Raw genomic sequence first — 14,294 nt, 5'->3', positions numbered from 1 at the left:
GACTGGTATAGAAAAGCCCTCAACTGAGGGCTTTTCTATATGCAATTTTTATTTTTTCTGGAACAGATAAATCTGATATTGCGCCATCAATTTAAACTGATCCTGCTGTTCAAGTGCCAAACGGTGTTCAGGTTTGGCCTTATAAGCATAGGGCGTCATCGCAATCAGGTTTTTTAAATCTGCCTGTGGCAAAACCATCGGTGCATCAATCACCTGCTCACTGATCAGATTAAATTCATCTTGCAGTTGCTCCACAAACTTCTGCGGCTCGTGTGGTTTCACTTCTTCAAATAAAGCCTCACGCATGGCATATAAATGTTGTGGTGCCGGTGTCACCACCATCAAATAAGACTTTGGCTTTAAAACCCGCAGAATTTCCTGTTTGGGAATCGGACTAAATAAGCTGGTACAGAGATCAATAGACTCATCCAGTACCGGTAAAGTCGCCCCGGTTCCTACCACCCAAGTCACCTCTTTATTCAGTTTGGCTGCGACCTGAACCGCATTCTTGGCAATATCAACTCCGACACACTGCAGCACTTCGGCCTGCATGGCATTGGTGTAATAGCCTTCGCCACAACCAATATCTAAAAGGTTCTCAATCCGCAACTCGCGAATCTTTTCCACGACAGCCTGTTGCAAAGGCGCATAATAACCTGCGCTGAGAAATGCGCGACGTGCCTGCACAGACTCAGGCGTATCTCCCGGGTTTTTGCTGTGCTTATGCTGAACCACATGCAGATTCACATAGCCTTGTTTGGCGACATCGTAACTATGATGATTCTCACATCGCCATGTTCTTTCATTTAAGCTCAACTGCTGGCGACAGACTGGGCACATGAGTAAATTCATCATTTTCTCCAAAACAAAAAAGCCGGCATGCGCCGACTTTTTCCAATGCATTTCTTAACGCAATTTTAAGGTCATTAGACCTAAAACTACCAGCATAATCGTAATAATCCAGAAACGGATCACCACCTGGGTTTCACGCCAGCCTTTCTTTTCATAATGATGATGTAGCGGTGCCATCAGGAATACACGTTTATTGCGCATTCTTAATGAACCAATCTGCAAGAACACTGAAACCGCTTCCACCACAAAGACACCGGCCATAATCGCAAATATGATTTCCTGACGAACCATGACAGCAATGGTACCGAGCATTGCACCGAGAGATAAAGCACCGACATCACCCATAAATACTTGAGCCGGATGGGCATTGTACCAAAGGAAAGCCAGACCGGCACCGATCATGGCAGCACAGACCACCACTAGTTCAGACGAATATTTTACATAAGGAATATGCAAATAATTGGCAAAACGCACATCACCGGCCAGATAGGCAAATACGCCTAGACCTGTAGCAACCAGCACGATTGGCATAATCGCCAGACCATCCAGACCATCGGTCAGGTTCACGGCATTGGATGCACCGTTAATCACGAAATAGGTAAAGATAATAAAACCAATGCCTAGAGGAATCATCGACAATGGAATGCTTAGGTCTTTAAAGAATGGAATCAGCAGATCCAGCATATTCGCGGTATGCACTGGATTAGTCTGTTGCTGTGCAATCACATACAAGGCTATACCAGCACCCAACGAACCCACTGAAGTCCAGAAGAATTTTTTCTTCGCAGGCAAACCCGCATTGTCTTTATAACGGATTTTAATCCAGTCATCAGCCCAGCCTACTGCACCGAAAATCACCATCACACCCAGCACAATCCAGACATAAGGATTGGAAAGATCCGCCCAGAGTAAAGTTGAGATACCAATCGAAAGTAGGATCAGCACCCCGCCCATGGTCGGTGTACCCATTTTCTTGGCATGGTTTTCAGGGGCATACGAGCTGACTGCCTGACCATATTTCAGCGCCTGTAGCTTGCGAATCATCACAGGACCGAGCACCAAACCAATAGTCATTGCCGTCAAGACACTCAGCAGAGCACGTAAAGTTAAATAACGAACCACCTGAAACGTGCTGTCAAAGCCCGCCAGATGGTCAAAGAGCCATAACAGCATTTAGAGTTTCTCCATCAATGCAGCCATCAATGTTTCCATATGGGTAAAACGCGACCCTTTAAACAGGAAAGACATTGGCTGGGGTTGATGTGTTTCAATCAAATCAATTAAAAATGGCAAGGCCTGCTCCTGATTCAGAAAAGCCTGCATTTTTTTACCATATTGTGTACTACGGGCACCTTCTTGTGCAGCAGGCGCAAATTCACCCACAGCCACCACAAAATTAATGCCTTTAACCGAGACCAGATCCCGACCGAGCTTGTAATGCTCGATTGCAGCAGATGAACCGAGTTCACCAATATCGCCGGTGACCATCACCCGGATGCCTTGTTGTTGCGCCAACACTTCTGCTGCTGCACGCATCGAACCCGGATTGGCATTGTAGGTGTCATCAATAAATAAATAGTCTTTGTGCGGAATAAAGTTCAGACGACCTTTCGCACCGACTGCCTGTTCCAGGCCAGCTACGATATCATCCAGACCAATACCGATCGCCCAGGCAAATGCAGCGGCAGCTGTGGCATTTTCGACATTATGCTCGCCGGCAAATGGTAACTGAACTGTTTTCGAGCCTTGTGGCGTATTCAGTGTAAAGCTTGAAGATTGAGCTTCAAGCACCATATCGCTGGCATAGACTTCACCACCAGCACCAAAACTCAAGCTTTTTTCAGTTTTTACTGCGGCACGAATGGTTTCAGCAAAATCATCGGCAGCAGGAATAATCGAAGTCTGAGAAATATGCGCATAAATCTCGGATTTCGCGCGGCAAATCCCGTCACGACCACCAAATTCACCTAAATGCGCAGTCCCAATATTAATAATTCCCGCCACATGCGGCTGCACCATTTTTGAAGTGTAATCAATTTCACCCTGATGACTTGCACCGAGTTCCATCACCGCATATTGATGTTCAGGACGTAACTCCAGCAACATTACCGGCACGCCGAGGTCATTATTCAAATTACCACGCGTAACCAAGGTCGGTGCCAGACGCGACAGAATGCTTCCTAACATTTCTTTAGTCGTGGTCTTGCCACTACTGCCGGTCAAGGCAATAACTTTAAGCTGAGGATTCTGCTGGCGGCGATAAGCACCTAACTGTCCCAATGCCAGACGGATATCTTTTACCACCAGCTGGCAAATATCGGCATCCACCGGACAGCTTACAATGGCAATTTCACAGCCCTGAGCAGCCACCTGAGTAATAAAGTCGTGCGCATCAAAACGCTCGCCTTTCAGCGCAAGAAAAGCATCACCTGCTTCTGCATCACGTGAATCAGTCAAAATCCGCTTGACTTGGCCTGAAGGCTTTTTATCATTCAGCCAGTAGCCTTGGGTAGCCTGCTGTAATTGTTCTATGCTCCACGGCTCCAGCGCCGCAGTACTTGTTGTTGATGTATGCATATCTGAATCCTAATGCGCTGAATAGGCGGTATCTGTACTGCAATGCTGTGCATCAAGCGCAGCCTGCACTTCGACCACGTCATCAAACCAGTGACGTATGCCATCAATTTCCTGATAATTTTCGTGACCCTTCCCTGCAATTACGACAATATCACCAGCCTGCGCGTGTTTAACGGCGAACTTGATCGCTTCACGACGGTCATGAATTTCATGATAGATTTTGCCCGAAAAATCAATGCCATTTTTCATATCCGCAAAGATTTGTGCCGGATCTTCCGTCCGCGGGTTATCAGAAGTGAGTACTGCGATATCTGAGCCGTCTAAAGCAGCTTGAGTCATCAGTGGACGTTTGCCGCGGTCACGGTCACCGCCACAGCCGAAGACCGCCCAGAGATTTTGCGCAACATGACGCTTTAAGGTCACCAGAACCTGTGTCAAGGCATCTGGAGTATGAGCATAATCCACCACAAACAGACGTTCGCCATCACGCAGCACCTGCATCCGACCGGGCGCACCTTTGAGCTGTGGCACAGTTGCAATCAAACTGTTCAGGTTAAAACCAGCCTGTTCCGCCATGATCAGACTGGCGACCAGATTCTCGATATTGAAATGACCGAGGAAAGGACTCTGTATAGAAAATTCACCTTGTGCCGTAATCAGTTTGAATTCAGCGCCAGAAATACTGTACTGAATATCCTGCACCTGATAGTCTGCCGCTTGCGACAATGAATAGGTCAAAATTTTCGGTTGGCTCGGATTCTTCTTGGCCGCATTCAGCATCACCTCTGCATGTGCATCATCAATATTGATGACTGCAACTTTCAAAGATTCAAACTGAAATAAACGCGATTTTGCTTCCGCATAAGCTTGCAACGTACCGTGATAATCCAGATGATCACGGCTCAGGTTGCTATAAGACGCAATTTCAATAGCACAACCATTCAGACGCCCCTGCTCCAGACCATGCGAACTGGCTTCAATCGAAGCAAACTCTGCACCCGCTTGCGCATAACCATGTAGGGCATTTTGCAATTGCAGTGCATCGAGTGTGGTATGTGAAGAGGCTTCCAGATTCGGTAAAATCCCATTACCGGTGGTACCCATGACTGCACAGGCTTTGCATTGCAACATTAACAGCTCTGCGACCAGACGGGAAATCGTGGTTTTACCATTGGTGCCGGTCACGGCCAGAATACGTGCAGCCTTGACTGGCTGAGTCGCTTGCAGATAATGTTTCTGCCACTCGCCCATCAGCTGGCGCACATTCGGCACCACCAAAGCAGGCGCAATACCTAGATCCTGTTCAGAAATGACTGCCAAAGCACCTAAAGATAGGGCTTTCCTGGCATATTCTGCAGTTTTTTCAGGTTGAGACAGGCTGGTCAGGGCAATAAAAATTTGCCCCGGTTTAACTTTGCGGCTGTCCAGTTCGAAGCCCTGAAAGGATTGTCGCATCCATTCAGCAGGTTCTTGAACGGCGTAGAGATCTTGAAATGTAATTGACATTGATCACCTATTTACTGGACTTTGGGAGATTCTAAAGGTTTGTCCAATGGGACATTCAGCAGGCGTAAAGACTCCTGCATCACGCGAGCAAAGACCGGCGCAGATACTGTACCGCCATAGTAGGTCCCTTGCGGGTTTTCTACCACCACCACCATGGCAATACGCGGATCACTCACCGGTGCTACGCCGGCAAATAATGCCCGGTATTCATTGGTCGAATAACCTTTACGGTCGGCACGCAATTTATGTGCAGTACCGGTTTTACCCGCCACGCGATAGCCTGGAATGGTAGCACGTGTCGCCGTACCACCCGGCAAGGTTGCGGTTTCCATCATCATCAGCACCTGATCAGCAATATTGGCATCGATCATCTGTTCACCCTGCGGCTGTTCTTCCAGCTTATACAAACTTAGCGGCATTTTTACGCCTTTATTGGCCAGCATGGCATAGGCATCAGCCAGCTGAAGTACCGTCGCATTCAGACCATAACCATAAGACATGGTCGCCACTTCCGATACATTCCATTTGCTAGGAGGCAGAATCAGACCGGCACTTTCACCCGGGAATTTCACCGCTGACCGCTGACCAAAACCCAAACGTTTATAGAAGGTCGGTAAGGTTTCATACGGCAGCGACAAAGCCAGTTTAGCCACACCAACGTTAGATGATTTCTGGATAATACCGCCTAGGGTCAACTGACCGTAATTATGGGTATCACGAATCGTATGATTACCTACCCGCATACTGCCCGGTGTAGTATTCACCACTGAATTCGCCATATATTTGCCACTTTCCAGCGCCATTGCCACGGTCAGCGGCTTCATGGTTGAACCCGGTTCAAAAGAATCGACCGCCCCGCGGTTACGCATTGCATCCTTGTTAAGCAGGCTGTTTTTGTCATTCGGGTTATACGATGGCCATGAAGACAGCGCCAGAATTTCACCGGTTTTGACATCTACCGCAATCGCAGTCGCAGAACGGGCATTGTTGGCAACTCCGGCCGCAGTCAGCTCACGGTACATGATATATTGCAGACGCGAGTCGATACTCAAGGTAATATTTTCGCCCGGTTCAACTTCTTTAATCACTTCCGGTTCTTTAACCCGGTTGCCTTTCTTATCGCGAATAATCTGCTGCTCGCCATCCTTGCCGGAAAGACGGGCATTCAGCTGCATTTCCAGACCTTCAATGCCGCCGCCTTCGCTATTGGTCAGGCCAATAATCTGAGAGTTCGGCTGTGGCTGCGGATAATAACGTTTATAGTTCTTTTCGGTATACACACCCTGAAAATTACGTTTCATGATCAGTTCAGCCTGTTGTGGCGGAACTTCTTTTTTCAGAATCAGATAACGTGAACGCGGACGTTCTTGCATTTTTTTGCGCAGTTCTGCCCGATCCATACCCACTGCATCAGCCAGCTCATCCAGATTCAGGTTTTTATCAGGTAGCTGACGTTTGAGCTTGCGGCTATTCGGTTCTTTTTCCAGCGCCAGCATGGTCTCGTCATAGAGTTTTTTATTGTCAAAATAATCACGTGGATCAATCACAATTTTCATGATTGGGGTACTGATCGCCAATGGAATGCCATTACGATCATAAATTACGCCACGCATCGCCTTGATGGTATTAGTTCTTAAAATATTGGCATTGGCTTTATTTTGCAAAAAATCTTTATTAATAATCTGTACATAGAAAGCACGGCAAATCAGTGTCACAAAACACAGCAACACCACCGCCCACATGATGTAAAAACGATTGATATAAACATTTGAGGCATTTTTGTCGGTGACCGATTGTTTTTTACGTACCGGTTGCTTCTTTCTCTTGTCTACCATGTCGGAACGCTAGCCTTATTTTTTCTCATCTGAAGTTTGTGGTAAGGAAATCACGACACTTTGTGAAACCGGAGGTGAATACATACGCAGCTGTGTCACTGCACGCGTACCGATCTGTGCCGTCGCGCCAAAAGTTTGCTGCTCAATCAGCAAACGCCCCCACTCTGCATTCAGGTCATCCCTTTCACGCAGATAGGTACTCAGCTTTCTGTTATCCTGACGGTATTCAAATACCTGAAATACCACAAATACTGCACTGATGAAGACCATCAATATAAGCATGAGATAGATTGTAACTTTTTTCAGCCACAATTTTTCTGTTTTTTTATCAACCACTTCCGTTTTCATGATCTGCCTATTAAGCTAAACGTTCTGCTACCCGGAGCCATGCGCTACGCGAACGAGGATTGGCTTTAACCTCCTCATCACTGGCTTTAACACGAGAAACTTTCTTTAAACGTCGCGTATCTTTCTGTTGTTGTGGCATTCCCCAGCCTGAATCCTCTTCAAGCGTTGACTCTTTTTGAATAAATTGTTTAATCAAACGGTCTTCCAGTGAATGGAAGCTAATCACCGCCAAACGTGCTTCAGGTTTCAAAATTTCAACGGCCTGAGGCAAGAAGATTTCAATATCTTCTAATTCCTTATTAATAGCAATACGAATCGCCTGGAAAGTACGGGTCGCAGCATGCTTATTTTTTTCCCATTTCGGGTGCGCTACTTTTACAATCTCAGCCAGCTTTGCCGTGGTATCAATATATCCGGCAGCCTTAATTGCCTTGGCAATACGGCGACTATAACGCTCTTCACCATATTTAAAAATGATATTCGCCAGTGCTTCTTCTTCAATCTTCGTCAGCCATTCTGCTGCGGTCGGACCTTGCGAGTTATCCATGCGCATATCCAGCGGGCCATCTTTCATAAAACTGAAACCACGTTCAGCCTGATCCAGTTGCGGTGAAGAAACACCGAGATCCGCCATCACCCCATCGACGTGTTCAATGCCCAACTCAGCCAATGCATCTTTCAGATCAGCAAAGCTGGCATGAATAATTTTAAAACGTGAATCTTCTTGTTCGAGTTCAGCCGCTACAGCCAGTGCTTGTGGATCTTTATCAAAGGCATAGACGCGTGCATTTTCATCTAATTTGGACAGTAATAAACGCGTATGTCCACCACGGCCAAAGGTACCATCCACATAAGTTCCCGTATTGCGACCCGCCAACAAGGCATCAATCGTTTCGTGAAGTAATACAGAAATATGTGACATAAAAACTCAATCAATAGGGCGAAAAATTTAACTGCACATTATCACCCTGTTTAGGCAAAGCTCCAAACGACTTTTTGTAGATAAATATTACTTTCCATAGAGAAAACCGTTTTAGCATTTTTCTCATACAAAAAAGCCTCCAGTTTTGGAGGCTTTTTTCAATCCAGATGACTTCGCAGATCAATTAACGTTTGCTGTTATAAATCTGGTCGAAAATTGCACCATTCACAAAATGGGTTTTCTGTGCATTGGCCCAACCACCAAAGACTTCATCAATGGTAAAGGTTTTGATTTTCGGGAACTGTGTTGAATATTTCGCTAATACTTTTTCATTACGTGGACGATAGAAATGTTTAGCTGCCATTTCCTGACCTAATGGTGAATACAGGTAATTGATATAACCCGTTGCTAACCATTTATTGCCATTTTTCTCTACCGTACGATCCACAATCGCCACTGACGGTTCAGTCAAAATCGTAATTGATGGATAGACGATATCAAACTTGTTTTTACCCAAGGTCTTTTGCGTTACTAAAGCTTCATTTTCCCAAGTCAGCAATACATCGCCAATTCCACGCTCGGCAAAGGTGGTCATTGAAGCACGTGCAGCAGAATCCATCACTTTCACGTTCTTATAAAGTTTGCCAACAAAGTCCTGTGCTTTAGCTTTATTACCACCTGGCTGTTTCTCGGCATAACCCCATGCAGACAGATACACCCAACGCGGCAAACCACCGGTTTTCGGATTCGGCGTAATAATTTGCACACCTGGTTTGGTTAAGTCATTCCAGTCCTTGATGCCTTTCGGATTGCCCTTGCGTACCATGAATACGATCGTCGAGGTATAAGGTGCCGAGTTATGTGGGAATTCCTTTTGCCAGCCTGGCTGAATCTGACCAGATTTCACAATTTCTTCAATGTCATTTGCCAAGGCCAAAGTCACCACATCACCTTTCAGGCCATCGACCACAGAACGCGCCTGTTTGCCTGAACCGCCATGTGACTGCTTGAAATTCACATCCAGGCCGGTGCGGTTTTTCCAGTAAGCTCCAAATGATTTGTTAAATTCATCATAGAACTCACGCGTAGCATCATAGGATACATTCAGAAACTGACGGTCTGCTGCTTGTGAAGCAGTAGCGGTCATGCCTAAACCAGTCGCCAATAAGGCGGCACTAAATAACGATTTTAATTGAGTTTTCATGGCAGCACGGAGTTTATCTTCATTAGATATAACTATATGAAATAAAATCATTTATCGCAATTCACCCTACAACATCACAACACGATAAAATGAAAGGTTTTTCTGCCTTAATATTTTGTTTTTAAAAGAAAAATACTACTTATTATTCTACTTATCTCTAATATATAGAATTTTATGCATTAGATATAAAGAAAATGGATAACACTTTAGCCATTTTCTTTATTCTATTTAGACTACAGTTTACTTATCTTTTTTCATTGTAAATCTGGTCATAAATCGCCCCATTGATAAAATGTGTTTTTTGCGCTTTGGTCCAACCACCAAAGACTTTATCAATGGTAAAGGTCTGAATTTTCGGGAACTGAGCCGAATATTTGTTAGCGACTTTGGCATCCCGCGGACGGAAGAAATATTTCGCAGCAAGCTCCTGCCCTTTTGGTGAATATAAATAGTTCAAATAGCCTTTTGCCAGATGGGTATTGCCATTTTTATTCACGTTTTTATCGACAATCGCTACCGATGGTTCGGCCAGAATTGAAATAGATGGATAGACGATATCATATTTGTCTTTACCCAGACCTTGCGTCGCCAGCAAGGCTTCATTTTCCCAGGATAAAAGTACATCACCTATACCGCGCTCGGCAAACGTCGTCAGTGAACCACGGGCACCGGAGTCGAGCACTTTGACATTTTGATAAAGTTTTTTCACCAGCTCTCTGGCTTTCGCATCATTACCGCCCGGCTGTTTCAGCGCATAACCCCAAGCAGACAAGTAGATCCAACGTGGCGCGCCACCGGTTTTCGGATTTGGGGTAATAATGTCCACACCCGCTTTGGTCAGATCATTCCAGTCTTTGATTTGCTTTGGATTCCCTTTACGCACCAAGAATACAATCGTAGACGTATAAGGTGCCGAATTACTCGGAAACTCTTTTTGCCAACCTTTCTCGATTAAACCTGCATTGACGATTTCTTCGATATCATTGGCCAAGGCCAGGGTCACGACATCGGCCTGCAAACCATCGACTACTGAACGCGCCTGCTTGCCTGAACCACCATGCGACTGTTTAAAATTGACCGTTTGTCCGGTTTTCTGCTTCCAAAATTTGCCAAATTCTTCATTATATTCCTGATAAAATTCACGGGTCGGGTCATAAGAGACATTCAGGAAATCTTTGGCAACGGAATTCTGCACTCCTGTCCCCACTATAATTGTCAAGATTGCGGATGCTATTATTTTTTTCATCTTATGTAACTCATTGCTTATTTGACCTGCACTATACGAATCAAAAATAAACATAACAATCATATGTTTATAACAATATCTACAATCTATTTCTGATTTTGAGATATCTACTAACAATTAAATCCGGATACATATTCTGTTAGAAAAGTAATCTTCTGCTACAATATAAGACAGTTCTTCACGTTCTCTTCACAGTTGTCTGTTAAAAATAGGCCATCAAAACAGGAAATTACGTTTTTTGGTAATTTTCCACAGAGTTATATTATTTCTTTTGTAAAAAATGTGACTTGGTTCTACTTCTTTATGATCAACTGTGATTAAATTGTAGACAGAGTATTAAAAAAAACATTTTTAACAAAATAAAATCAACCAGAAGTAAGGAGGAAGTTTGGATATGAAATTTACATTATTCACAGCCAGCATCCTAAGCCTGATTATGTTGTTCTCGATTCAACTCGGTCATGCTGTCGTTGTGAAGACAGATTTGCCGAAGACCACAGTAAGCACTATTGAAAGCAAGACCTCGCCGATTGAAAAAGCGATTCAGCAACAAAAAACTGAAAAAATACTTCAAACAGAAGATAATCTAAAAGTCTTAACTGCATTTAAAGTCGCACCTTCGCAAAATTTCTTTGCAGAACAGAATTACCGCTTCACCCGCTTTGTCCAAAGTATTTTTTCGAGCGCTCATTCTTAATCAGCCTCAACAGCGCTGAATATTCCCGGATTTAAAAGCCACATCACTCAATGTTGAATAAAGCATTAAGTGATGTGGCTTTTTCGCTATAATAGCTGCAATTTTATATCTAAGATTAGATCCGGCTATGACTGTTCGTACTCGTATTGCACCTTCTCCTACTGGTTTTCCGCATGTAGGTACTGCCTATATCGCCTTGTTTAACTTATGTTTTGCTAAACAGCATGGTGGTGAATTCATTCTTCGTATTGAAGATACTGACCAACTGCGCTCAACGCCTGAATCTGAAAAAATGATCCTGGATTCATTGCGCTGGCTGGGTCTAAACTGGTCTGAAGGTCCTGATGTCGGTGGCCCACATGCGCCGTACCGCCAGTCAGAACGTATGGATATCTATAAAAATTATGCCTTGGAACTGGTAGAGAAAGGTCATGCTTTCTACTGTTTCGCAACTGCAGAAGAACTGGATCAAATGCGTGCAGAACAGCAGGCACGTGGTGAGTCGCCACGTTATGACGGTCGCGGTCTAAATCTTTCTCAAGAAGAAGTTGAGCGTCGTTTGGTTGCTGGTGAAGCGCATGTGATTCGTATGAAAGTACCAACTGAAGGCGTGTGTAAATTCAATGACATGCTACGCGGTGAGGTCGAAATTCCTTGGGCGCAAGTGGATATGCAAATTCTGCTAAAAACTGATGGCCTACCAACCTACCACTTGGCTAACGTGGTGGATGACCATTTAATGCAAATCACCCATGTGATTCGTGGTGAAGAATGGATTCCATCTGCACCAAAACATCAGTTGCTGTATCAATATTTCGGTTGGGACATGCCGGTACTGTGCCACATGCCGCTGCTGCGTAACCCGGATAAATCTAAGCTGTCTAAACGTAAAAATCCGACTTCAATTAACTACTATAGAGACATCGGTGTACTGCCTGAAGCCTTGTTGAACTACTTGGGTCGTATGGGCTGGTCAATGCCAGATGAAAGTGAAAAATTCACTCTGGCTGAAATGATTGAACATTTTGATATCAAACGTGTATCACTCGGTGGTCCGATCTTTGATGTTGAGAAATTGAACTGGTTAAACGGTCAATGGATCAAGGCACTCAGCCCGGCTGAACTTCTAGACACCTTATTGGCCTGGAAAGCAGATCGTGCCAAATTAGAAGAAATTGCAGCTGCGATTCAACCGCGTATTAACCTGCTGTCTGAAGCAGTGAACTGGTCTGCGCATTATTTCAACCACTTCCCGACCCTGTCTAAAGAACAGTTTGAAAGCAAGAAACTGTCGGATGAACAGGTAAGTCAAAGTCTTCAATTCGCAATTTGGCGTTTAGAAAGCTTGTTTACCTGGAACAATGACACAGTCAGCCAAACCTTGATGGACTTGGCGACACAGATGGAAATCAAGCTACGTGATTTCATGCCAGCGTTCTTTATTGCGATTGCAGGTTCGACAGCCTCTACCCCAGTGATGCAAACGATGGTGACCATTGGTCCGGATTTAACCTTTGCACGTTTACGTCATGCGCTGGAAATTGTCGGTGGTCCAAGCAAAAAAGAGCTGAAAGTCTGGGAAAAACTCAATGAAAGCTTAAAATTGCCGAAAAATGAAGCAGTTGATCAAGCTTAATTAATTTTTGTGTTGACGTGTGAGCGCGATATCCCTAATATAGCGCTCACACAGACTGGGGTCATAGCTCAGTTGGTAGAGCGCTACAATGGCATTGTAGAGGTCAGGAGTTCGATCCTCCTTGACTCCACCAAATCAAGTCTTGCTTTAGCTGTGTTATTTGCCTCAATTGTCCCTATCGTCTAGAGGCCTAGGACATCGCCCTTTCACGGCGGTAACCGGGGTTCGAATCCCCGTAGGGACGCCATATTCAAGATGACCATAATATATTATGGTGATCTTATAAAAAACCCAAGCATTGCGACTTGGGTTTTTTATTGCCTGTATATTTTATGTTGGGCAATATTTCGGTTTCTTCGCATCTTCCGATAAAATAATCAGTAATTTAGAATTTTGGAGTTGTAATGCAATATCGTTGCCCTAAGTGTCAAAGCCCGAAAATCATGCCAGTGGCCCAGCCAGGTCAAGCAGCTCCACGTCCAGTGGTTCCCAAAAGCTTAATGTTTCTGGTCCCTGCCCTGTTCCTGTTGTTATTGCTGGTCATTATTAGCATCGCGATGTGGATTTTTGGTGATGGTGCAGGTACCACTTTACAGACTGCGACTGTGATCGTCTTTATTCTTTCTTTGATCGCAGGCTTTATGTTCTATAAGGACTTACCTGATTTTAAAATTTCAATGCAGGCATTCATGCAAACCCAAAAGAAATGGAAATGCCGTGAATGTAATCATGAGTGGGAAATTTAATTCACGATCCACCATGTAATAAACATAAAAAAACCAGCCCGAAGGCTGGTTTTTTATTTTAAAATCAGGGATTAAACACCGATTTTGCGATATTTTTGACGCTTCGCTACAAGATCATCACCATCACGCTTACGGCGATATTCTTCAAACTCAGCATAGTTACCTGTGAAGAATTCAGGTGTCTCACCTTCAAATGACAAGATGTGCGTTGCAATACGGTCCAGGAACCAACGGTCATGCGAGATCACCATCACAGTACCTGGGAATACCAGAATGGCATCCTCAAGTGCACGCAAGGTTTCGATATCCAAGTCGTTTGATGGTTCATCCAGCAAGATTACGTTTGCGCCCATTTGCAGGATTTTCGCAAGTTGTAAACGGTTACGCTCACCACCTGACAATTGACCTACGCGTTTTTGCTGATCTTGGCCTTTAAAGTTAAAGCGACCGATATACGCACGAGATGCGATTTCGTAATCACCAATCTTCAAGATATCCAGACCACCAGACACTTCTTCCCAAACGGTTTTGTTGTTGTCGAGCGTGTCACGAATCTGGCCTACGTACGCCACTTTCACTGACTCACCCAGTGTTACCGTACCGGTATCTGGTTGCTGTTCACCAGTCATCATACGGAATAGCGTGGTTTTACCCGCACCGTTTTCACCCACGATACCCACAATTGCAGCAGGTGGTACTGTGAAAGTTAAATCTTTGTACAGTAA

At 44.6% G+C, this 14,294-nt stretch carries 13 protein-coding genes and 2 tRNA genes; 5 read left to right on the top strand and 10 right to left on the bottom strand.

The window, feature by feature from the left end:
- Positions 1-48 precede the first annotated feature (48 nt).
- The 9 genes from WAK81_RS11185 to WAK81_RS11145 all read right to left on the bottom strand — a co-directional run bounded on the left by WAK81_RS11185 (position 49) and on the right by WAK81_RS11145 (position 10,490).
- Positions 49-852, bottom strand: a complete 804-nt coding sequence (locus WAK81_RS11185) for a putative RNA methyltransferase (protein WP_422196870.1) — start codon at positions 850-852, stop codon at positions 49-51.
- Between the two features lie 54 nt (positions 853-906).
- Positions 907-2,025 (bottom strand): phospho-N-acetylmuramoyl-pentapeptide-transferase, encoded by a 1,119-nt coding sequence (gene mraY / locus WAK81_RS11180; RefSeq protein ID WP_422196869.1) that lies wholly within the window; start codon positions 2,023-2,025, stop codon positions 907-909.
- The gene (locus tag WAK81_RS11175) at positions 2,026-3,429 is read right to left on the bottom strand and encodes a UDP-N-acetylmuramoyl-tripeptide--D-alanyl-D-alanine ligase (protein ID WP_422196868.1); all 1,404 of its coding nucleotides are present in this window, start codon (positions 3,427-3,429) and stop codon (positions 2,026-2,028) included.
- Positions 3,430-3,438: 9 nt separating this feature from the next.
- Positions 3,439-4,935, bottom strand: a complete 1,497-nt coding sequence (locus WAK81_RS11170) for a UDP-N-acetylmuramoyl-L-alanyl-D-glutamate--2,6-diaminopimelate ligase (RefSeq protein ID WP_422196867.1) — start codon at positions 4,933-4,935, stop codon at positions 3,439-3,441.
- A gap of 11 nt (positions 4,936-4,946) precedes the next feature.
- Positions 4,947-6,770, bottom strand: coding sequence for a penicillin-binding protein PBP3 (gene ftsI / locus WAK81_RS11165; RefSeq protein WP_422196866.1), 1,824 nt, complete (start codon positions 6,768-6,770; stop codon positions 4,947-4,949).
- 15 nt (positions 6,771-6,785) lie between these two features.
- Positions 6,786-7,052 carry a cell division protein FtsL gene (ftsL, locus tag WAK81_RS11160; protein WP_370940785.1) on the bottom strand — a complete coding sequence of 89 codons (267 nt, stop codon included), beginning with the start codon at positions 7,050-7,052 and terminating at the stop codon, positions 6,786-6,788.
- A 76-nt stretch (positions 7,053-7,128) separates the two neighbouring features.
- Positions 7,129-8,040 (bottom strand): 16S rRNA (cytosine(1402)-N(4))-methyltransferase RsmH, encoded by a 912-nt coding sequence (rsmH, locus tag WAK81_RS11155; RefSeq protein WP_422196865.1) that lies wholly within the window; start codon positions 8,038-8,040, stop codon positions 7,129-7,131.
- Positions 8,041-8,224: 184 nt separating this feature from the next.
- Complete coding sequence (locus tag WAK81_RS11150; protein WP_422196864.1) at positions 8,225-9,244, bottom strand: sulfate ABC transporter substrate-binding protein; 1,020 nt, start codon at positions 9,242-9,244, stop codon at positions 8,225-8,227.
- A gap of 244 nt (positions 9,245-9,488) precedes the next feature.
- A complete protein-coding gene (locus tag WAK81_RS11145) occupies positions 9,489-10,490 on the bottom strand; it encodes a sulfate ABC transporter substrate-binding protein (protein WP_422196863.1) in 1,002 nt (333 codons plus the stop codon).
- 394 nt (positions 10,491-10,884) lie between these two features.
- Here WAK81_RS11145 and WAK81_RS11140 point away from each other — a divergent pair, with 394 nt between their 5' ends.
- The 5 genes from WAK81_RS11140 (at position 10,885) to WAK81_RS11120 (ending at position 13,569) form a co-directional block, all read left to right on the top strand.
- Positions 10,885-11,187, top strand: a complete 303-nt coding sequence (locus tag WAK81_RS11140; RefSeq protein WP_422196862.1) for a hypothetical protein — start codon at positions 10,885-10,887, stop codon at positions 11,185-11,187.
- 127 nt (positions 11,188-11,314) lie between these two features.
- Complete coding sequence (gene gltX / locus WAK81_RS11135) at positions 11,315-12,823, top strand: glutamate--tRNA ligase (RefSeq protein ID WP_422196861.1); 1,509 nt, start codon at positions 11,315-11,317, stop codon at positions 12,821-12,823.
- Positions 12,824-12,880: 57 nt separating this feature from the next.
- Positions 12,881-12,956: transfer RNA gene (locus WAK81_RS11130), tRNA-Ala, on the top strand.
- A 38-nt stretch (positions 12,957-12,994) separates the two neighbouring features.
- Positions 12,995-13,070: transfer RNA gene (locus tag WAK81_RS11125), tRNA-Glu, on the top strand.
- Positions 13,071-13,227: 157 nt separating this feature from the next.
- Positions 13,228-13,569, top strand: a complete 342-nt coding sequence (locus tag WAK81_RS11120) for a membrane protein (RefSeq protein ID WP_004281123.1) — start codon at positions 13,228-13,230, stop codon at positions 13,567-13,569.
- A gap of 71 nt (positions 13,570-13,640) precedes the next feature.
- Here the strand turns inward: WAK81_RS11120 and WAK81_RS11115 are convergent.
- On the bottom strand, positions 13,641-14,294 hold a 654-nt coding region (locus WAK81_RS11115; RefSeq protein ID WP_422196860.1), incomplete at its 5' end, for an ATP-binding cassette domain-containing protein.

It is taken from the genome of Acinetobacter sp. (genome assembly GCF_049284435.1).
Classification (GTDB): Bacteria; Pseudomonadota; Gammaproteobacteria; order Pseudomonadales; family Moraxellaceae; genus Acinetobacter.
The sequence above is the reverse complement of the archived record's forward strand: the minus strand, read 5'-3'. Positions and strand labels throughout refer to the sequence as shown.